Below are 18,448 nucleotides of genomic sequence, written 5' to 3' on the forward strand. Positions count from 1 at the left end.
ATCGCGGTGAACAGCGTGTTTGACCTGAATCACATCCAATCGGCCCACAATGCCCGACGTAGCAATCCATTCGAGAGAATTCGAAGGGTCTGCCTATCGATCAGGGAATCAGCAGCGGTCGCAACGACGGGACCTGCCGGGCCAGTTCCTCGGTGACCAGCGTGGCGAACAGCGCCGCGCCATCCGGGCCAAGATGGGTGTAATCGAAGGCGACCTTGGCCTGCCCCATGGGCTCGGTGACGGCGTTGTTCTGCGTGGCCGGTGCGCCAGCCACGGGCGCAGCACCCACGGTGGTCCCACCCAGCGCCGCGCTGACCTGGGCGGGTGTGGCCGCGGCCTGCGCCAGCGGCATCGAAGCGACCGGCCCCAGCGCCTGCACCACCGCGCGGCTGCGCGCATGCAGGTCCACCAGGGGCACCTGCATCTCGCGCGCGACCGTGCGCACCGCCTCGGCCCAGGGGGCCAGGTCATCGATCAGCACGCCATCGGCGAACTGGCGGCGGGTCAACGGGGTCAGCAGCACCGGCTGCGCACCGGCGGCACGGATCTCACCTACGTAGCGGCGCAGGTTGTCCGGGAACTCGCGCTGCAGATCGGTGGAACGGCCCGGCTTGCCGGGCTGGTCGTTGTGGCCGAACTGGACCAGCACCCACGTGCGCGCATAGCCGGGTGTGCGCATCTCCGCCTCGGCCAGCGCCCACGAGCCTTCGGCGCGGTAGTTGTAAGTGCTGCGGCCGCCACGGGCCAGGTTGGTGCAGGTCAGGAACGAGGTCACGTGCCGGGCGCAGAACGCCGGGCCCCAGCCGCCCTGCACGGCCGTGGTGGAATCACCGACCAGCACGATCTTGCTGGCCCGGATCGGGGTCGGTGCCGGGCGGTCCAGCACCGCCGGATCCACGGCGGCCTGCGCCGTGCTCATCAGGCCGAGCAGCGCGCTGCGCAGCAACCAGGACGTACACCGCATCAGAACGTACCTCGTTGAATGAAGGGGGCCTGCTGATACAGACGACGCTCGCCACCGCGCGGGTCGTCGGCCTGCTGCGAGGTGGCATCGAACAGCATCGTTTCGCGGCGGGCCAGCGAATAGGTCTGCCAGCGTGGCAGTCCGCCATGATTCGGATCGCCATGGCGGGCGAAGGCGATCAAGGCCTCGCTCATCGTGGCTGCCACGCGTGTGGCCTCCTCGCCGTCACCGGTGCGCGAGCCGGGGCGGTCGGTGGTGTCGAACACCAAGGGGATATCCAGCGTGTGGAACGCACCGAACTTGCCGCCGTCCAGCGGCGAGCCCCAATCGAGTTGGTAGGCCCAGGTGGGTGCGCCCTGGCGCGCACGCGCCTCCAGTTCCTCCACCGCACCGCGCCATGAACGACCGGCCGTGGTGGCCGCGAAGAACACCTCCGAAGGTGTGTAGTGCGGATACAGGCGGCGGTACTCGGCGATCACCACCGCCGGCAACAGGTCTACGTACTGCTCTTTTTCCAGCTTGGCCGGCAGCGTCTCCCAGGTGAGGGCGAAGTTGGCCGGGTCGTTGCCGAGGAAGGCGCGGGTCTCATCGTGGGTGTTGCCGATCACCATCGGAATCCCGGCGGACTGTGCGGGCGCCTCCGGCCAGAACGGATGTACCGGCAACGAACGCCCGTCCAGCACCGGCCCGACGTAGAGACTGCTGTTTTCCACGCGCGAGGGGTCGCGCGCACGGGTGGCGGCCAGTAGCGCTTCCATCGGCATCGTGCGCAGCGCCTCGGCATCGGCCGCCCCGATCGCCTGCATCGCGATCTGCGCGCGCTGGGTGGCCGCCCGCGGGCCGGCCGCGGTGACCTGCTGTCCGCTCATGGTCCACGCGCGCTGGAACAAACCGCGCGCGGCGGGCATGGCCATCAGCGTGGCGATCTTCGCCCCGCCGCCGGATTGCCCCACCACGGTGATGTTGCCCGCATCGCCACCGAACTCGTGCGCATGCTGGCGAACCCACTGCAGTGCCTGGATCAGATCGAGCTGGCCGACGTTGCCGGAATCGGCGAAACGCGCATCGCCCAATTGCGCGAGGTACAGATAGCCGAACACGTTGAGGCGATGATTGACCGTGACCACCACCACGTCGCCGCGCCGGCACAACGCGCTGCCGTCATACAGCGGATCGCTGCCCGAGCCGTTGTTGTAGGCGCCGCCATGGATGTAGAACACGATCGGGCGCTTGCCCCCGTCGCGCAGTGCCGGGGTCCACACGTTGAGATAGAGGCAGTCTTCGCTGCCCGGGCCTTCGCTGCCGCCCTGCGGTGCGGCATTGCCGTAGGCCAGTGCATCGCGCACCCCGCGCCAGGCCGATTCCTGCACGGCGGGCTGGAAGCGCCGGGGGGCGGTATCGGCGCCGTAGGGAAGGCCACGGAACACGTGGATGCCCTGCTCCAGCTGCCCGCGCACGCGGCCACTGCGCACGCGCGCCAGCGGCGCGGCATCGTGGCGCGGGCCGGGCACGCCGGCGAAGGCGGGCAGCAACGGCAGGCTGGTCGCACCGAGCAGCAGCGCATAGCGCGCGCTGTCGCGCAGGAAACGGCGCCGCTGCAGATCGGCGGGAGAATCAGTCATGGCGCGCAGGCTCCGTGTGGCGCGAGGGAATCCAGCGCAGGGCCAGCTCGGGCCACTGAGCGACGGTCAGACCGGCCGGGATGCGCACGCCGAAGCCGTGCCCGCCGAACGGGTACAGATGCATTTCAGTGGTGACACCGGCGCGCAGCAGCGCCTGGTAATAGATCAGGCTGTTGTGGACACAGACCACATCGTCGTCCTGCGCATGCACCAGGAAGGTCGGCGGTGTATCGGCGCGGACCTGGTCCTGCATCGAAAACTGCTGCTGCAGCGCCGCATCCGGGCGAGGTCCGAGCAGGCGCTCGCGCGAGCCGGTATGCGCATGCGTGCCCATGTCGATCACCGGGTAGATCAGCAGCGCGACATCCGGGCGCGCGCTGAGTGCATCGATCGCATCGCGGTGCGGGTAGGCAGGTGCATCGAAGCCGCTGCTCAACCGCGCGGCGACGTGCCCGCCGGCCGAGAAACCCATGACGCCGATGCGCTCGGGATCGATCTTCCATCGCGCAGCATCGGCCCGGATCACCCGCATCGCGCGCTGCGCATCGGCCAGCGCAGCCTGACGATCACTGCGGCCGGCCGGCAGCCGGTAGCGCAGCACAAACAGGGTCACGCCGCCCTCATCGACGAACGCCGGCACCAGCGCGGTGCCTTCCTTGTCCAGCACGATGCGCTGGTAACCGCCGCCCGGCACCACCAGCAGGGCGCTGCCGTTCGGGCGCGCCGGGCGGTACACCACCAGATAGGGCGCGCTGACGTTGTCGATATAGCGGTCCGGCCGTGCCGGGTCGGTGCTGCGCTCGACCACGTTGGGGGCCGTGGCCGGCCCGGCTTCGCCGGGCACCTGGCCCTCCGGCCACAGTGCAATGCGGTCGGGCGCACCGGGTGGCGGCTCGGTATCCGGAACGGCGCGCTCGGCGGCATGGGCCAGGCTGCAGGCCAGCAATCCGAGGGTCAACAGGGGCATCAACACGGTGCGGGGCATCCGCATGGGATCCTTCCAGGCTGGGTGGGAACGGCCATCGTGCCCGACCGGCAGCACTTCTGATGCGCTGCACATTGCCAATGACACCGGTTTACCATATACAGCTCATCCAGCCACTGTCGATTGGCAGTGCAACAAATTTTCCGGGAGACCCGCTTGAGCAACGAACACGGCAAACAGGACCTGCCAGACCAGGGTTTGGGCGAGATCGCCCGCCACTTCGTCAGCGCCCGCCAACATGGCCAATCCCTGCCGGACTTCCCGGGAAACATCCCGGAAGACCTCGTCACCGCCTACCAGGTACAGGACCAGGCCATCGCGCTGTGGGACGACCAGGTGGTGGGTTGGAAGGTCGGCTACATCGCAGCCGAGCGCCGCGACGTCTCCGGCGACGACCGGCTGCTGGGCCCGATCTTTTCGCGTCAGCTCTGGAATGCTACCGGTGGAACAGTGGAGATTCCGGTGTTCGTCGGCGGCTTCGGCGCCGTCGAGGCCGAGTACGTGATCCAGCTGCAGGAAGACGCGCCGGCGGACAAGCTGCACTGGACCCCGGAAGAAGCCGAGGCGCTGGCCGCCAAGCTCTTCATCGGCGTTGAAGTGGCCAGCAGCCCGTTGGCGACCATCAACAAGCTCGGCCCGCGCGTGGTGGTGTCGGACTTCGGCAACAACAACGGCCTGGTGCTCGGGCCGGAAATCCCGGACTGGACCCGCCTGGACGATGCCGATCTGCGTGCGGAAACCCGCATCGAAGGCCAGGTGGTCGGTACCGGTGGCGCGACCCTGCTGCCGGGTGGCCTGCGTACCGCCTACGCGTTCGCCTTGGGCCGCTCGGCGCAGCGTGGGCGGCCGCTGAAGGCCGGCGATCTGATCGCCAGTGGGAACGCCACCGGCATCCACGACATCGCCGTGGGCCAGGAAGCATTGATCCGTTTCGTCGGTTACGGCGACATTACCTGCAAGGCCATCGCCGCCGGTTGACCGCGCGGACATGGCGAGCACGCTTGGGAGGGCGCAGATGTTCACTCGCAGAAGTTTCCTGGCTACCAGTCTGGGCGCGCTTGCCGCGCCCGCGCTGACAGCCTGTTCGCGGTCGTCCAACGCCGCACCGGCCGGTGCGCAGCTGTTGACCGCCACCGACGTCCACGTCGCCGATTACCCCACTGTCACCGCGGTGAAATGGATCGGGAAGACGCTGGAAGAAAAAACCGGCGGCCGGCTGCGGCTGCGCCAGTACCACTCCGGCCAGCTGGGCCGTGAGTCCGAGGCGATCGACATGGCCCGCTTCGGCGCCATCGATATCACCCGCGTCTACTCCGGCGCGCTCAACAACGCATTTCCGCTGACCCAGGGCCTGTGCCTGCCCTACGTGTTCGAGTCGGTGGCGCACATGCGCCGCGCACTCGATGGCGGCGTCGCCGATACGGTCCTGCAGGGCTTTGAAACCCGCGATCTGGTCGGTCTGGCGATCTACGATTCCGGCGCGCGCTGTTTCTACAACACCAAGCACCCGATTGTGGAGCCCAAGGATCTGCACGGTCTCAAGCTGCGCGTGGCGTCGTCGGACATCTTCATCCAGCTGATGCGCCTGCTCGGTGCCAACCCGACGCCGATGTCGCTGGGCGACACCTTCTCGGGCATGGAAACGCACATGATCGACGGTGCGGAAAACAACATGCGCAGCTTCCACTCCAGCCGTCATTTCGAGGCCGCGCACTACTGGTCGCAGAGCGATCACTCCTATGCACCGGACGTGCTGCTGATGTCGCGCCAGAGTTTCGAAGCGCTGAGTCCGGCCGACCGTACCCTGGTGATCGAGACCGCGCGTGAATCGGTGCAGGTGATGCGCGAGCAGTGGGATGCCTCGGAAAACACCGCCCGCCAGGCCGTGGCCGACTTCGGCATCAAGTTCAACGAGGTCGACATGCCGGCCTTCCGCAAGGCCGCCGACCCGCTGCTGCAGCGCTACCTGCAGCAGCCGGAGCTGGCCGCCCTCACCCGTCGCATCCGCGACTTCGCCTGAGGCCCCGACGCGATGTCCGACTCGACTTCCGAAACCGTCATCACCCCCACCGCGCCGCAGCGCCTGCTCAACATCATCGCCGATGTGGCGATCTACATTGCCGTCATCGCCCTGCTGGGCCTGGTGGTGGTGCAGGGCTGGCAGGTGTTCGCCCGCTATGTGATCAATGATTCGCCCAGCTGGACCGAGCCGGTCACGCTGCTGCTGCTGGCCACCGCGATGAGCCTGGGTGCGGCCACCGGTGTGCATACCCGCCGCCACTTCGGTTTCTTCCTGCTGGCCACGCACATGGGCCCGGGCCTGCGCCGCGCGGTGGATGTATTCGCCGCGCTGGTGGTGGCCGTGCTGGGCGTGGTCATCGCCTGGTGGGCGGCCGTGCTGCTGATGGACGGCCTGGATATCAAGGCCGCCGGCGCCAACCTGCCGCAGAGCATCAACTACCTGCCCCTGTCGATCGGTGGCGCCTTGATGGCGATCTTCGCCGTGAACCAGATGGCGCTGGCTGTACGGCCGGCCGATGCCGTTGCCGAGGGAGATCGCTGAGTCATGGGTATTACCATTCTTTTCACCGTGTTCGCGGTGCTGTTGCTGCTCGGTGTGCCGGTTGCGTTCGCGCTGGCCGCTGCCGCCCTGGCCACCCTGTGGTACCTCGATCTGCCGACGCTGGTGCTGGTCCAGCAGATCTCGGCCGGTACCGGCTCGGCTTCGCTGATCGCCATTCCATTGTTCATCTTCGCCGGTGAAATCATGATGCGCGGCGGCATCTCTGAGCGTCTGATCTCGCTGGCCTCCTCGCTGGTCGGTCGCATGCGCGGTGGCCTGGGCCAGGTCTCGATCCTGTCCTCGCTGTTCTTTGGCGGTGTGTCCGGTTCGGCCATCGCCGATGTCTCGGCGGTCGGCGGCACGATGATTCCGCAGATGGTCAAGCGCGGTTACGACCGTGATTTCGCGGTCAATGTCAGCATCACCGCGGCGCTGGTCGCGCTGCTGGTGCCGCCGTCGCACAACCTGATCCTGTTCTCGGCCGCGGCCGGTGGCGGCCTGTCGATCGCCGATCTGTTCGCGGCGGGCATCGTGCCGGCCCTGCTGATGACCGTCGCCCTGATGATCACCGGCTACGTCGTGGCGCGACGCCGCGGCTACGGGGTGGAAATCTTCCCGGGCTGGCGCGCGGTGCTGCTGCGCCTGGTCTCGGCGCTGCCTGGCCTGGGCCTGGTCGCTTTGATCTTCATCGGTATCCGTGCCGGCATCTTCACCGCGGTGGAGAGCGCGGCGATCGCCGTGGTCTACGCGCTGCTGGTGACCACCGTGCTGTACCGCCAGCTCGACTGGCGCGAGTTCCTCGGCACGGTCACCCATGCCGCACGCAGCACCGGTGTGATCCTGTTCGTGATCGCCACGGCCGCCGTGTTCGGCTGGCTGCTGGCGTATCTGGAAGTGCCGTCGGCCGCGGTCAACTTCCTGCAGTCGTTCGCGCACAGCCAGTTCATGGTGCTGCTGATGATCGTGGTCATGCTGTTGCTGCTGGGCACCTTCATGGACCTGGCGCCGATGATCCTGATCTGCACGCCGATCTTCCTGCCGGTGGCCAAGGCCTACGGCATCGATCCGATCCACTTCGGCCTGGTGCTGGTGCTGACCGGTGGCCTGGGCCTGGTGACGCCGCCGGTGGGCTCGGTACTGTTCATCGGTACGGCAATCGGCAAGATCAGTGTCGGTGAGAGCATGCGCTCGATCTGGCCGTTCTGGTTCGCCGCGCTGGGCGTGCTGTTGATCGTGACCTTCTTCCCGGAAATGTCGCTGTGGCTGCCCGCCCTGCTGCGCGCGTAAGCGTGCGACGGTTGGCAGCCCTGCTGTGGATCGCCCTGCCCTGCGCCGTCATGGCGCAGGGCCAAGGCATCCCGCTGCGCGACTTCCAGGACGGCATCAACCACTGGCAGAGTGGGCACGGCACGGACTACCCGCGCTATTCCCCCCATCAGTACCGGCAGATCGCCGACAACCTGGTCGCACTGCAACGCCATGGCGGCGGCTGGGCGGTCAACCAGGATCCGCAGCGGATCCTCGACGATGCCGCCAAGGCACAGGTGATGGCCGACCAGGCCACCCCCGGCGGCAGCTTCGACAACCGCAACATCTACACCCAGGTCGGCTACCTGGCCGACGCCTTCGCGCGCAGCGGCGATGCCCGCTATCGCGACGCGGCGGTGCGCGGGCTGGACTTCATCCTTGCTGAGCAGATTCCAACGTGTGGCGGCTGGCCGCACTCGGTGCCGTCGCGCACCTCGTACCACGGCCACATCACCTTCGCCGACGATGTCACCAGCGGTGTGTTGACCACGCTGCGGCGCATCCAGCGCGAGGCGGTGTTCGGGTTCATCACGGCCGATCAGCGTGCCCGCGTGGACGCGGCCGTGACCGCCGGCGATGCCTGCCTGCTGCGCCTGCAGGTGCGCCAGGACGGCGTGCCGACGATCTGGGCCGGTCAGTACGACCGCACCACGCTGCAGCCCGCGCAGGGCCGGAAGTTCGAACTGCCGGCGCTGGTCACCGACGAGAGTGTCGGCGTGGTCCGCTACCTGATGTCGATCCCGGATCCCTCGCCGGAGGTGGTCACCTCGGTCAACGCTGCGATGGCGTGGTTCCAGGCGCACGCGTTGACCGGCTGGCGGCTGGAGACCTTCGAGACGACGCCGGAACAGTTCGCGTTCCACCGCACCACGGTCGACCGCCGCCTGGTCGCTGATGCAGGCGCGCCGCTGCTATGGGGGCGCTTTCACGAGCTGCACGACAGTTCGGTGCTGTTGGCCAACCGCGAGGGCGAGCGCGTGGCCACGTTCGATGACATCCCGCGCGAGCGCCGTACCGGCTATCACTGGTACGGCACCTGGCCGCAGGCTTTGATCACCACCGAGTACCCACGCTGGCAACAGCGTCTTGCAAGGACCGGGGCGCGCTGAGCGCGGCCGGCCCACGATACGTTCAAGGGAGACAGACGATGCACCTGAGGAAGACCCTGGCGAGCTTCGCCACCGCCTGCCTGCTGCTGGCCGGTGCCGGCCACGCTGCAGAGCCCGCCGCCACCTGGAAGCGCGGCATCGAGAACCAGCGCCAGGCCGATCTGGGCAACGGTACCTTCCTCAACCCGGTGTTCGCCGGTGATCGCCCGGATCCCTCGGTGCTCAAGGATGGCGAGGACTACTACCTCACCCTGTCCTCGTTCGATGCCTACCCCGGCCTGCCGATCTGGCATTCGCGCGATCTGGTCAACTGGCAGCCGCTGGGCCACGCCATCACCAAGAACGTCGGTGCGATCTGGGCCCCGGACATCGTCAAGCACGGCAGCCGCTACTACATCTACTTCCCCGCCCGCACCGGCGAGACCCGCAGCAACTTCGTGGTCTGGGCCGACAGCATCAAGGGCCCGTGGAGCGAGCCGATCGACATCGGCCTGGGCGGCTACATCGACCCGGGCCATGCTGTGGGCGAAGACGGCAAGCGCTACCTGTTCCTCAGCGGTGGCGACTATGTGCAGTTGGCCGATGACGGCCTGAGCGTGGTCGGTACGCCCAAGCACGTCTACGACGGCTGGAAGTACCCGGAAAGCTGGGACGTGGAGGCCTATGCCCAGGAAGGCCCGAAGATCAATTTCCGCGATGGCTGGTACTACATGACCACCGCCGTGGGCGGCACCGCAGGCCCGCCCACCGGGCACATGGTGATCACCGCGCGCTCGCGCTCGATCCACGGCCCGTGGGTGAACGCGCCGAACAACCCGATCATGCGCACCCAGTCGGCCGCCGAGCCGTGGTGGTCGCGCGGCCACGCCACGGTGATCGAAGGCACCGACGGGCGCTGGTGGATGATGTATCACGGCTACGAGAACGGGTACTGGACGCTGGGCCGCCAGGCGCTGCTGGAGCCGATCGAATGGACCGCCGATGGCTGGTTCGTGGCCAAGGGCGGCGATCTCGGCCAGCCGCTGGCCAAGCCGTCGGGCAGCTCGGTCGGCCCGCACGGCATGGCGCTGTCGGATGATTTCCGCGGCAAGACGCTGGGTGCGCAGTGGGCGTTCTTCAACCCGGCCCAGGACGAGTACAAGCGCCCGCAGTTCACCGGCAAGGGCCTGGTGCTGCAGGGCAAGGGCGAAACCCCGCGCGACAGCTCGCCGCTGACCGCCATCGCCGGCGACAAGGCCTACCAGTTCGAGGTCGAGATGGAGATCGCGCCCGGCGCGGTCGGCGGTGCCCTGCTCTTCTACAGCGACCGCCTGTACGTGGGCGTGGGCAGCAACGGCGAGAAGTTCATCATGCACCGCTACGGCGAGGAGCGCCCCACCCGGCTGGCCCCCAGTGCCACCGGTGGCAAGCTGTGGCTGCGGGTGACCAACAACCGCCATATCGTCACCATCCACTCCAGCACCGACGGCAAAAACTGGCAGAAGTACCCGGTTCAGATGGAAGTCTCCGGCTACCATCACAATGTGGCGGGCAAGTTCCTGGCCCTGAAGCCGGCGATCTATGCTGCCGGCGACGGCAAGGTCCAGTTCCGGAACTTCCGCTACCGCGCCCTCGATTGAGCTCCCCGCTAGAATCCCCTGACTCATCCCCGGTTTGAACGACATGTCATTGCGCAGCAAAACCGATCCGTCCCCGCACGGATTGACCAAAGGCAAGGCCGCCACGATCAACGACATCGCGCGTCTGTCCGGGGTATCGAAGAAGACCGTCTCGCGCATCATCAACAACTCCCCGCTGGTGCGGAAGGACACGCGCGAAAAGGTCGAGGCGTTGATGCGCGAGGTCGGTTACGCGCCGGACCCGCTGGCCCGCGGGCTGGCGTTCCGCCGCTCGTTCCTGATCGGCATGGTCTACGACAACCCGACCGCCCAGTACATCGTGGACATGCAGTACGGTGCACTGGATGCGCTGCGCGGCTCCAGTTTCGAGCTGGTCGTGCACCCCTGCGATTCGCGCAGCCCCGGGTATATCGACGGCGTGCGACGTTTCGTGCAGCAGCAGAAGCTGCACGGCGTGATCCTCGTCCCGCGCGCGTCCGAAGACCAGGCGCTGGTGGACATGCTCGACGAAATCGGCTGCCGCTTCACCCGGATCGCCTCGCTGCCGCTGGACGACACCTCGCAGATGGTGGTCACCCACGATCGCGACGGCGCCGCCGAAGCGGCCGATTACCTGCTCTCGCTGGGCCACCGCGACATCGCCCTGGTGACCGGCCCAAGCGCCTACCGCTCGGCGCACGAACGCACCGCCGGCTTCATCGATGCCCTGGCCAAGCGCGGCATCGAGCTGCCCCCGGCACGCATCGTGGAGGCCGGTTACACCTTTGAATCCGGTGTGGCCGCGGCCGAGAAGCTGCTGCTGGGCAAGCAGCGCCCCACCGCCATCTTCACCGGCAACGATGAAATGGCCGCCGGTATCTACAAGGTCGCCCTGCGCGCGGGCATCAACATTCCGCGCCAGCTCTCTATCATCGGCTACGACGACAGTCCGCTGGCCTCGCGCCTGTGGCCGTCGCTGACCTCGGTGCGCCGCCACACCCGCGACACCGGCCGCACGGCGGCCGCGATGCTCATCCAGCCCGATGGCCAGGCCGTGATGCAGCACGCCAGCGTGCGCCCGCACCTGATCGTGCGCGACTCCTGCCAGCCGCCCGAGGATTGACGCGCGCCGCGATGGCAACGACGCGCGTTCATGATGAACGCGTCGCCACGCGCCCGTGCAATCGGTTGCCGATCGCACGGCTTTTCTGACATGGACACCACGCCGGGCCACCCGACCTATCGTGCGCTGCAAAATGACACCGGTTTACCAACTGGCTACAATCACCTGAAATCGTGCCGGGGCCGACGCATCGCCCCACCCCTGCTCTGGAGATGCCATGTACTGCAAGACCCATTACGCCACCCATCCCGACGCCATCAAGGGCGCCAGCAATGACGACCTGCGCGATCTGTACCTGCTCGACGGTCTGTTCAATGCCGATGCGGTGACCCTGAAGTACACCCACTACGAGCGCTTCGTGCTCGGCGGTGCGGCCCCGGTCAACGGCCCGGTCTCGCTGCCCAAGCAGACCGAACCGGCCTCGGCCGCCGGCCATGCCTTCCTGGAGCGCCGCGAACTGGGCGTGATCAACGTCGGCGCCGGCAGCGGCACCGTCACGGTCGATGGCACCGTGTTCAAGCTCGGGCCGAAGGATGGCCTGTATGTGGCTATGGGCAGCGAAGACGTGGTGTTCGCGTCCGACGACGCCGCCACCCCGGCCCAGTTCTACCTGGCCTCGACCCCGGCGCACGCGCGCTTCGAGACCAAGGCGCTGTCGATCAAGGATGCCGTGGCCCTGGACCGTGGCGCGCTGGAAACCAGCAACGAGCGCACCATCTACCAGTACATCGTGCCGGCCACCTGCCAGTCCTCGCAGCTGCTGCTGGGCCTGACCGTGCTCAAGCCGGGCAGCGTCTGGAACACCATGCCGCCGCACCTGCATGACCGCCGCAGCGAAGTCTATTTCTACTTCGATCTGGGCCAGAACGACCGCGTGTACCACTTCATGGGTGAGCCCGAGGCGCAGCGCCACATCGTCATCCAGAACAACGAAGCCGTCGTGTCGCCGCCGTGGTCCATCCACATGGGCGCGGGCACCAGCAACTACGCCTTCATCTGGGCGATGGGTGGCGAGAACCTGGATTACACCGACATGCACGTGCTGGACATCTGCCAGCTCAAGTGACCCCGACGCGCCGCCGGCATCGCGCCGGCGGCGTCTGTTACGCATTGGACAAGGACTACATACGCAATGGCTAATCCGTTCAGTCTGGAAGGCAAGGTCGCCCTCGTCACCGGTGGCAACACCGGCCTGGGCCAGGGCATCGCGGTCGCATTAGCGCAGGCCGGTGCCGACGTCGCTGTGGCCGGCATCGCGCCGCCCACCGAGACCATCGAAAAGATCACCGCGCTGGGCCGCCGCTGCCTGGCGATCGAAGCGAACCTGATCAGCATCGAGCCGGTCGAGCGCGTCATCCGCGAAACCATCGAAGGCCTGGGCGGCCTGGACATCCTGGTCAACAACGCCGGCCTGATCCGCCGCGCCGATGCAATCGAGTTCAGCGAGCAGGACTGGGATGACGTGATGAACGTCAACATCAAGTCCGCGTTCTTCATCTCGCAGGCCGCCGGCAAGCATTTCATCGCCCAGGGCCGCGGCAAGATCATCAACATCGCCTCGATGCTGTCCTTCCAGGGCGGTATCCGCGTGCCGTCCTACACCGCCAGCAAGAGCGGCATCGCCGGCATCACCCGTCTGCTCGCCAACGAATGGGCCAGCAAGGGCATCAACGTCAACGCGATCGCCCCGGGCTACATGGCGACGGACAACACCGCCGCGCTGCGCGCCGATGAGGACCGCAACAAGTCCATCCTCGACCGCATCCCGGCCGCACGCTGGGGCACCCCGGAAGATCTCGGCGGCACCGCCGTGTTCCTGGCCTCCAGCGCCTCGGACTACGTCAACGGCGCGGTCCTGCCGGTCGACGGTGGCTGGCTCGCCCGGTAAGCGACACCACCGGACGATGCGCCCACGCGGGCAGACGATGGGCGCCCTTGGGTGCCCATCTGTCGTTCAGACACCCATCTGCCCGGTAGTGCCGGCCGCTGGCCGGCAGCTCTCCACCCAGGAGCATGACCATGCTGCGTTTGCTGCTGTCCCTGTCCCTGTCGCTGCTGCTCGCGGCTCCCAGCGCGCTGTGCGCCCCGCACCGCATCTTCATTGCCGGGGATTCCACCGCCGCCGAGTACGGCCCGGAGCGCGCGCCACAGGCCGGCTGGGGCCAAGCGTTGCAGAGCTATCTCGATCCTGCCGTCTGGGAGGTCCGCAACCATGCCAAGGGCGGCCGCAGCACGCGCAGCTTCATCGATGAGAAGCGCCTGGATGCGATCGCCGCCGAGCTCCAGCGCGGGGACGTGCTGCTGATCCAGTTCGGCCACAACGACGCCAAGTTCGAAGATCCCACCCGCTATACCGATCCCGCTACGGCGTACCCGCAGTTCCTGATGCGCTACGTGCAGCTGGCCCGCGACAAGGGCGCCACGCCGGTGTTGATCACCCCGGTGGCGCGGCTGCTGTACGACTTCGGTTCGCTGCTGGATACGCATGGCGTGTACACCCAGGCGGTGAAAGCGCTGGCCACGCGCGAGCAGGTCGCGCTGATCGATCTCAACGACAGTTCCACGCGCTGGATCCGCGGGCTGGGCGAGCAGGGCGCCAAGCCGTATTTCCTGTTCGTGCCCGAGCAGAACAAGGCCGATGGCACGCACTTCAGCGCGGCCGGTGCGACGGCGGTGGCGTGCCTGGTGATGCGTGACTGGGTGGCATTGCAGCCGACGATGAGGCCTGCACTGAAGCGCGACATCGACTGCGAGGTGCGCAGTGCAGGGCAGGGTGGTGAGGCCACCAAACCCTCGCGCGTGGTGCACGAGCGTGACATCGCGGTGACCCAGCCCGGCCCGCATGGTGGAGCGGGGCCGACCACGGCGTATCCGTTTTTCGCCGGGGACACGGACCTCCCGTTCGTTCTTCGCAAGCGTGTGCTGCACAAGGGCGCGGGGATCGGCCTGCACCCGCAGCACAAGGACGAGATCTACTACATCGTCAGCGGGCAGGGCAGCTACGTACTGGATGGGAAGCAGTACGACGTGGCGGCGGGGGATGCGTTGCTGACGCGGACGGGGAGCTCGCATGCGCTGCAGCAGGTGGGGGAGATGGATCTGGTGGTGCTGCTGGCGTATCCGCGTTAGGAGGCGGGCGACTGGACTCAGTCCCTGGGACGTTAACCTTCAAAAGCTCTCCTGGAATTTGAAGGATAGATATCTAACCTTCAAAAGCGTAAAGTGCTTTTGAAGGTTAGGCGCCCGGGAGGCGGCCCATGCGTCGGGAAGACATCGCGGTCCACTTCCGGCAGTACGTGGTGCCGGTCGAAGGCCGCCCGCATCTGCTGGCCATGACCGCCCCGCCTACGCCGCGCAGGCTGCCGCCAGGGCAGTCGGGGAGCCGTGAACGGCTGATCAGCGCCAACGCGGCGCTGGCGCGCCTGGGCCAGGCCATGCGGCAGTGGTCCGCCCCCGATCTGGTCACACGCACGCTCGCGCGACGTGAAGCCGTGCAGAGCTCGCAGATTGAAGGCACCCGCACCGATCTGGACGAACTGCTGGTGTATGAGGCGACCCTCGGTCTGGACGGCCTGCCGCCCGATGTCGTCGTCACCGAGCGCTATGTGCAGGCGCTTCAGGACGGCCTGGAGGCGGTTCGGGAACGGGGCAGGTCCGCCATCGATCTTGGGCTGGTGAACCATCTGCATGCCGTGCTGATGCAGGACATGCCGGATGACTTCCCAAAAGGCAGGTATCGCCAGGAACAAGCGGTGATCGGCCCCTTGGGAGGACGCCCGGAAGATGCCCGCTTTGTTCCTTCGCCACCGGATCGGATTGGCGACGCCATGCAGGAACTGGAACGGCAGATGCTGCAGTACCAGCCGGCGGAGGATGAGCAGTTCGAACTGAATATCCTTGCGCAGCTCGCCATCGCGCATGCCCAGTTCGAAACGATCCACCCCTACAAGGATGGAAACGGGCGCACGGGGCGGCTGCTGATGCCGCTCATTCTGGCGGCCGAGGGATACCCACTGTTGTACCTGTCCGGCGCGTTGCTGCGCAGCAAGGATGCTTACTACGACGCACTCAACCAGGTGCAGCTCAAGGGCAACTGGGCGCCGTGGATGGACATGGTGTCCAAGGCCGTGGTGGAGTCGGCCAACGACGCCATCGCCATTGCCGAGCACATGCAGCAGCTCGTGGCCGAGTGGTCCGAACAGGTGAGCGGCTATCGTGCAGACGCCGTCGCGCGCCGACTGCCTGCGCTGCTCGTCGGCCACCCGGTGGTCACCGCCGCGCAGGTTGCATCGCTGCTGGGGGTATCGAACCGCTCGGCACTCACCGGCATCTATGCGCTGGAGAAAGAAGGGATTCTGGCCACGGGCAACGAACGGAAGTGGGGGCGAACCTACTACGCGCGGGCGGTTCTCGACCGGCTCAATCAGCTCCCGTTACCGCCCCACCAACGTCCACGCTGAAAAGCAGCCGACCACCGGTCGGCTCTCCCGATCAGACATCGCCGCCGTCTTCCCAGCCTTCGCCGGTGCCCTTCTGGAACACGCGGTCACCGTCCTGCACGTCACCCGCCGGCAGATGGTCCTTTGCCTCCAGCGCGGCATAGATCGGAGTGAAGTCCGGCGCGGTCGCCTCCATCAACTGCTCGAAGCTGTCGATGACGAAGTAGGTTTTCTGGAAGGTGTCGATGCGGTAGCGGGTGCGCATGATCCGCTCCAGATCGAAGCCGATCCGGTTCGGCGCCGCCGACTCCAGCGAGTACAGCGACTCGCCCTTGGACGACACGATGCCGGCACCGTAGATGCGCAGGCCTTCCTCGGTGTTGATCAGGCCGAACTCCACCGTGTACCAGTACAGGCGGGTCAGGTGCTGCAGTGCTTCCGGGCCGATCGCATGCGCCTTGACGCCGCCACGGCCGTAGGCGGCCATGTAGTCGGCGAACACCGGGTTCATGAGCAATGGCACGTGCCCGAACAGGTCATGGAACATGTCCGGCTCGGCGATGTAGTCGATCTGGTCGGGGCGGCGGATCCACCACGTCACCGGGAAGCGGCGGTTGGCCAGGTGATCGAAGAAATCCAGCTCCGGCAGCAGACCTTCTACCCCGACCAGAGTCCAGCCGGTGGCGGCGCCCAGCACTTCGTTGAGCTGGTCGAAGCGCGGAATCATGTGCGCGCTCATGCCCATCTCGTCCTGCGCGTGCAGGAACTCCCTGCTGGCGCGGCCTTCCAGAAGCGCCCGCTGGCGCTGGTACAGCGTGCTCCAGGTGGCGTGGTCGTCGGCGGTGTAGGTGTCCCAGGGCTGCTCCACGATGGCGGTGGTATAGACCGGCACGTATCCCTTGTCGGTCTGCTGGTGTTCGACGCGGCGGGGGGCGGTGGCGGTTTCCATCGTGGTGGTCTCCTGGGAAGTCATCTGTCGATGCTAGGGCAGGGGGCGCGCAAGAGGTTTGCAAAGTTGCGCGGATATAGGCTTCTGGCGCAAGATCATTGCGTCCACCTCATGTTGCGGGGCAGCAATGACCGGAATTGCCCATTTCGACCGCACGGATCTGCGCTTGCTGGCCGAAATCCAGCAACACGGCCGCGCGACCAACGCCGAATTGGCCGCACGGGTGAATCTGTCCCCGTCGGCCTGCCTGCGGCGCGTGCAGCGGCTGGAGAGCGAGGGCGTGATCGCCGGGTATGGTGCCCGGCTGGAGCCTCGCCAGATCGGCCTGGGGCTGCAGGCCTTCGTCCGGGTGCAGCTGGAGAAGCACGACCAGCATGCCATCGGCGTGTTCGCCGACAGCGTGCTGATCTGGGATGAGGTGGTGGCCTGCCATGCGCTCACCGGCGACATGGATTACCTGCTGCACATCTACGTGCGCGACCTGGAGCACTTCTCCAGCTTCCTGCTCGACAAGCTGCTCAATGCCGCCGGCGTGGCCGACGTCAATTCCAGCTTCGTGCTGCGCACGGTGAAGGATTTCCGCGCGCTGCCGTTGTCGCAGCTGGAGTAACGCCGCCGGGCAGCGCCCGGCGCTACCGGATTACACGCACTTTTCCTTGCGTCCCATCAGCCTGCCCACGCGCGAAGGCTCATCGCACTTGGGCGTGGGCGGCGGCGGGGCAAGCGCGGCGGCACGTGCCTTCTGCAGCTGCTGGACCTTGGCGCGGATCTGCGGCATCGCCGCCATCGCCGCCTTCTCGCCTTCCAGGATCGCGTTGTTGCGCTGGCCGAAATCGGCGGCGCCGATGTCCAGCACCTTCGGCCGGATGATCACGTCCGCGCGCGCCAGTTCCTGCTCGCCCAAGCGCTGGCCCATGATCGAGATCGACTGGTTGACGATGCCGAGCATGCCGGTCGGTGCCTTGCCGCTGGCCTTGCTGGAGATGTCCACGGCGATCACGATGTCCGCGCCGAGCTGGCGCGCCGCATCGACCGGCACCGGGCTGACCACGCCGCCGTCGATGTAGTTGTACTTGCCGATCTTCACCGGCTCGAACACACCGGGGATGCTGCTGGAGGCGCGCACCGCCTGGCCGACGTTGCCGCGCACGAACACGGTGCGCTCGCCGGTTTCCAATTGGGTAGCGACCGCAGCGAAGGGCTTGCTCAGCTTTTCGGCGGGGCAGTTGTCGACCTGTGCGTTGACGTAATCCTGCAGCTTCTGGCCCTGCACCAGGCCACCGGAGAACAGACGCACGTCGCGGATGCTGGCTTCATCCAGGGCTACCGCCTTGGACTGCATCTGGAACGCGTCCATGCCGCTGGCATACAGCGCGCCGACCACACTGCCGGCGCTGGTGCCGGACACCACCACCGGCTCGAAGCCGTTGGCCTCCAGCATCTTGATCACACCGATATGGGCGAAGCCCTTGGCTGCGCCGCCGCCGAGCGCGATGCCGATCTTGACCGGCTTGGCCGGGGTCACCGGAATGGCTGCGGGCGGGGGAGTCGGGCGCACGGGATCACCGCCGCAGCCGGCCAGCAGGCCGAGCAGGGCAACGGACAGCGTCAGGCGGGTACGGCGCAGTAAGGTCATCGGCGTGGCAACGTGAATGGGCATCGAGGGCCGCCAGCATACCGAAGCGTGGGCAGGCCGGCAGGCGTAATGAATAGCGGTTGTTTGCGGCTCTGTTGCTGTACTGCAACAATTGTCTGGTAGCGCCGGTCCACCACCCCTCCCAACACAGC

Annotated in this window: 17 protein-coding genes; 12 read left to right on the forward strand and 5 right to left on the reverse strand. The window is 67.0% G+C overall.

Annotation, left to right across the window (positions count from 1 at the left end; genetic code table 11):
- Positions 1–100: 100 nt before the first annotated feature.
- The 3 genes from AC13F7_RS13580 to AC13F7_RS13590 are packed head-to-tail and all read right to left on the reverse strand — an operon-like array spanning position 101 to position 3,577.
- Complete coding sequence (locus AC13F7_RS13580; RefSeq protein ID WP_483001289.1) at positions 101–964, reverse strand: rhamnogalacturonan acetylesterase; 864 nt, start codon at positions 962–964, stop codon at positions 101–103.
- A complete protein-coding gene (locus AC13F7_RS13585) occupies positions 964–2,586 on the reverse strand; it encodes a carboxylesterase/lipase family protein (protein WP_483001293.1) in 1,623 nt (540 codons plus the stop codon). Before AC13F7_RS13585 ends, AC13F7_RS13580 begins: the two co-directional genes overlap by 1 nt.
- A complete protein-coding gene (locus tag AC13F7_RS13590; protein WP_483001298.1) occupies positions 2,579–3,577 on the reverse strand; it encodes an alpha/beta hydrolase in 999 nt (332 codons plus the stop codon). The genes AC13F7_RS13585 and AC13F7_RS13590 overlap by 8 nt, the downstream gene beginning before the upstream one ends.
- Before the next feature lie 150 nt (positions 3,578–3,727).
- Between AC13F7_RS13590 and AC13F7_RS13595 the strand changes: the two genes are divergently transcribed.
- From AC13F7_RS13595 to AC13F7_RS13645, 11 genes are all read left to right on the forward strand, one after another.
- A complete protein-coding gene (locus AC13F7_RS13595) occupies positions 3,728–4,549 on the forward strand; it encodes a 2-keto-4-pentenoate hydratase (RefSeq protein ID WP_483001299.1) in 822 nt (273 codons plus the stop codon).
- Between the two features lie 37 nt (positions 4,550–4,586).
- Positions 4,587–5,591 (forward strand): TRAP transporter substrate-binding protein, encoded by a 1,005-nt coding sequence (locus AC13F7_RS13600; RefSeq protein ID WP_483001301.1) that lies wholly within the window; start codon positions 4,587–4,589, stop codon positions 5,589–5,591.
- Positions 5,592–5,603: 12 nt separating this feature from the next.
- On the forward strand, positions 5,604–6,134 hold the full coding sequence (locus AC13F7_RS13605; protein ID WP_483001303.1) for a TRAP transporter small permease: 531 nt from the start codon (positions 5,604–5,606) through the stop codon (positions 6,132–6,134).
- A 3-nt stretch (positions 6,135–6,137) separates the two neighbouring features.
- Complete coding sequence (locus AC13F7_RS13610) at positions 6,138–7,421, forward strand: TRAP transporter large permease (RefSeq protein ID WP_369348973.1); 1,284 nt, start codon at positions 6,138–6,140, stop codon at positions 7,419–7,421.
- Positions 7,394–8,551, forward strand: coding sequence for a pectate lyase (gene pelA / locus AC13F7_RS13615; protein WP_483001307.1), 1,158 nt, complete (start codon positions 7,394–7,396; stop codon positions 8,549–8,551). The genes AC13F7_RS13610 and pelA overlap by 28 nt, the downstream gene beginning before the upstream one ends.
- Positions 8,552–8,589: 38 nt before the next feature.
- Entirely contained in the window at positions 8,590–10,170 is a 1,581-nt protein-coding gene (locus tag AC13F7_RS13620; RefSeq protein WP_483001310.1) for a family 43 glycosylhydrolase, read from the forward strand.
- Positions 10,171–10,213: 43 nt separating this feature from the next.
- Positions 10,214–11,272: a LacI family DNA-binding transcriptional regulator gene (locus tag AC13F7_RS13625; protein WP_346471652.1), complete on the forward strand. Its 1,059-nt coding sequence runs from the start codon at positions 10,214–10,216 to the stop codon at positions 11,270–11,272.
- 217 nt (positions 11,273–11,489) lie between these two features.
- Positions 11,490–12,338 carry a 5-dehydro-4-deoxy-D-glucuronate isomerase gene (kduI, locus tag AC13F7_RS13630; RefSeq protein ID WP_259260695.1) on the forward strand — a complete coding sequence of 283 codons (849 nt, stop codon included), beginning with the start codon at positions 11,490–11,492 and terminating at the stop codon, positions 12,336–12,338.
- A gap of 66 nt (positions 12,339–12,404) precedes the next feature.
- Positions 12,405–13,160: a 2-dehydro-3-deoxy-D-gluconate 5-dehydrogenase KduD gene (kduD, locus tag AC13F7_RS13635; protein ID WP_483001317.1), complete on the forward strand. Its 756-nt coding sequence runs from the start codon at positions 12,405–12,407 to the stop codon at positions 13,158–13,160.
- A gap of 131 nt (positions 13,161–13,291) precedes the next feature.
- The gene (locus AC13F7_RS13640) at positions 13,292–14,401 is read left to right on the forward strand and encodes a GDSL-type esterase/lipase family protein (protein WP_483001320.1); all 1,110 of its coding nucleotides are present in this window, start codon (positions 13,292–13,294) and stop codon (positions 14,399–14,401) included.
- A gap of 128 nt (positions 14,402–14,529) precedes the next feature.
- A complete protein-coding gene (locus tag AC13F7_RS13645) occupies positions 14,530–15,732 on the forward strand; it encodes a Fic family protein (protein ID WP_483001324.1) in 1,203 nt (400 codons plus the stop codon).
- A 31-nt stretch (positions 15,733–15,763) separates the two neighbouring features.
- Here the strand turns inward: AC13F7_RS13645 and phhA are convergent, their stop codons facing one another.
- Complete coding sequence (phhA, locus tag AC13F7_RS13650) at positions 15,764–16,660, reverse strand: phenylalanine 4-monooxygenase (protein WP_483001779.1); 897 nt, start codon at positions 16,658–16,660, stop codon at positions 15,764–15,766.
- Positions 16,661–16,787: 127 nt separating this feature from the next.
- Between phhA and AC13F7_RS13655 the strand changes: the two genes are divergently transcribed.
- Positions 16,788–17,270 carry an Lrp/AsnC family transcriptional regulator gene (locus AC13F7_RS13655; protein ID WP_483001327.1) on the forward strand — a complete coding sequence of 161 codons (483 nt, stop codon included), beginning with the start codon at positions 16,788–16,790 and terminating at the stop codon, positions 17,268–17,270.
- A gap of 30 nt (positions 17,271–17,300) precedes the next feature.
- Here AC13F7_RS13655 and AC13F7_RS13660 read toward each other — a convergent pair whose 3' ends face one another.
- Positions 17,301–18,296, reverse strand: a complete 996-nt coding sequence (locus tag AC13F7_RS13660; protein ID WP_483001781.1) for a patatin-like phospholipase family protein — start codon at positions 18,294–18,296, stop codon at positions 17,301–17,303.
- Between the last annotated feature and the right edge of the window lie 152 nt (positions 18,297–18,448).

This window comes from Stenotrophomonas sp. K-6 (assembly GCF_056861555.1).

Coding starts and splice junctions, on each gene's coding strand:
- AC13F7_RS13640 (WP_483001320.1), top strand. CDS start 13,292: ATGCTGCGTTTGCTGCTGTCCCTGTCCCTGTCGCTGCTGCTCGCGGCT.
- AC13F7_RS13590 (WP_483001298.1), bottom strand. CDS start 3,577: ATGCGGATGCCCCGCACCGTGTTGATGCCCCTGTTGACCCTCGGATTG.
- AC13F7_RS13660 (WP_483001781.1), bottom strand. CDS start 18,296: ATGACCTTACTGCGCCGTACCCGCCTGACGCTGTCCGTTGCCCTGCTC.
- kduD (WP_483001317.1), top strand. CDS start 12,405: ATGGCTAATCCGTTCAGTCTGGAAGGCAAGGTCGCCCTCGTCACCGGT.
- phhA (WP_483001779.1), bottom strand. CDS start 16,660: ATGGAAACCGCCACCGCCCCCCGCCGCGTCGAACACCAGCAGACCGAC.
- AC13F7_RS13625 (WP_346471652.1), top strand. CDS start 10,214: ATGTCATTGCGCAGCAAAACCGATCCGTCCCCGCACGGATTGACCAAA.
- AC13F7_RS13600 (WP_483001301.1), top strand. CDS start 4,587: ATGTTCACTCGCAGAAGTTTCCTGGCTACCAGTCTGGGCGCGCTTGCC.
- AC13F7_RS13655 (WP_483001327.1), top strand. CDS start 16,788: ATGACCGGAATTGCCCATTTCGACCGCACGGATCTGCGCTTGCTGGCC.
- AC13F7_RS13605 (WP_483001303.1), top strand. CDS start 5,604: ATGTCCGACTCGACTTCCGAAACCGTCATCACCCCCACCGCGCCGCAG.
- AC13F7_RS13645 (WP_483001324.1), top strand. CDS start 14,530: ATGCGTCGGGAAGACATCGCGGTCCACTTCCGGCAGTACGTGGTGCCG.
- AC13F7_RS13580 (WP_483001289.1), bottom strand. CDS start 964: ATGCGGTGTACGTCCTGGTTGCTGCGCAGCGCGCTGCTCGGCCTGATG.
- kduI (WP_259260695.1), top strand. CDS start 11,490: ATGTACTGCAAGACCCATTACGCCACCCATCCCGACGCCATCAAGGGC.
- AC13F7_RS13585 (WP_483001293.1), bottom strand. CDS start 2,586: ATGACTGATTCTCCCGCCGATCTGCAGCGGCGCCGTTTCCTGCGCGAC.
- AC13F7_RS13620 (WP_483001310.1), top strand. CDS start 8,590: ATGCACCTGAGGAAGACCCTGGCGAGCTTCGCCACCGCCTGCCTGCTG.
- AC13F7_RS13610 (WP_369348973.1), top strand. CDS start 6,138: ATGGGTATTACCATTCTTTTCACCGTGTTCGCGGTGCTGTTGCTGCTC.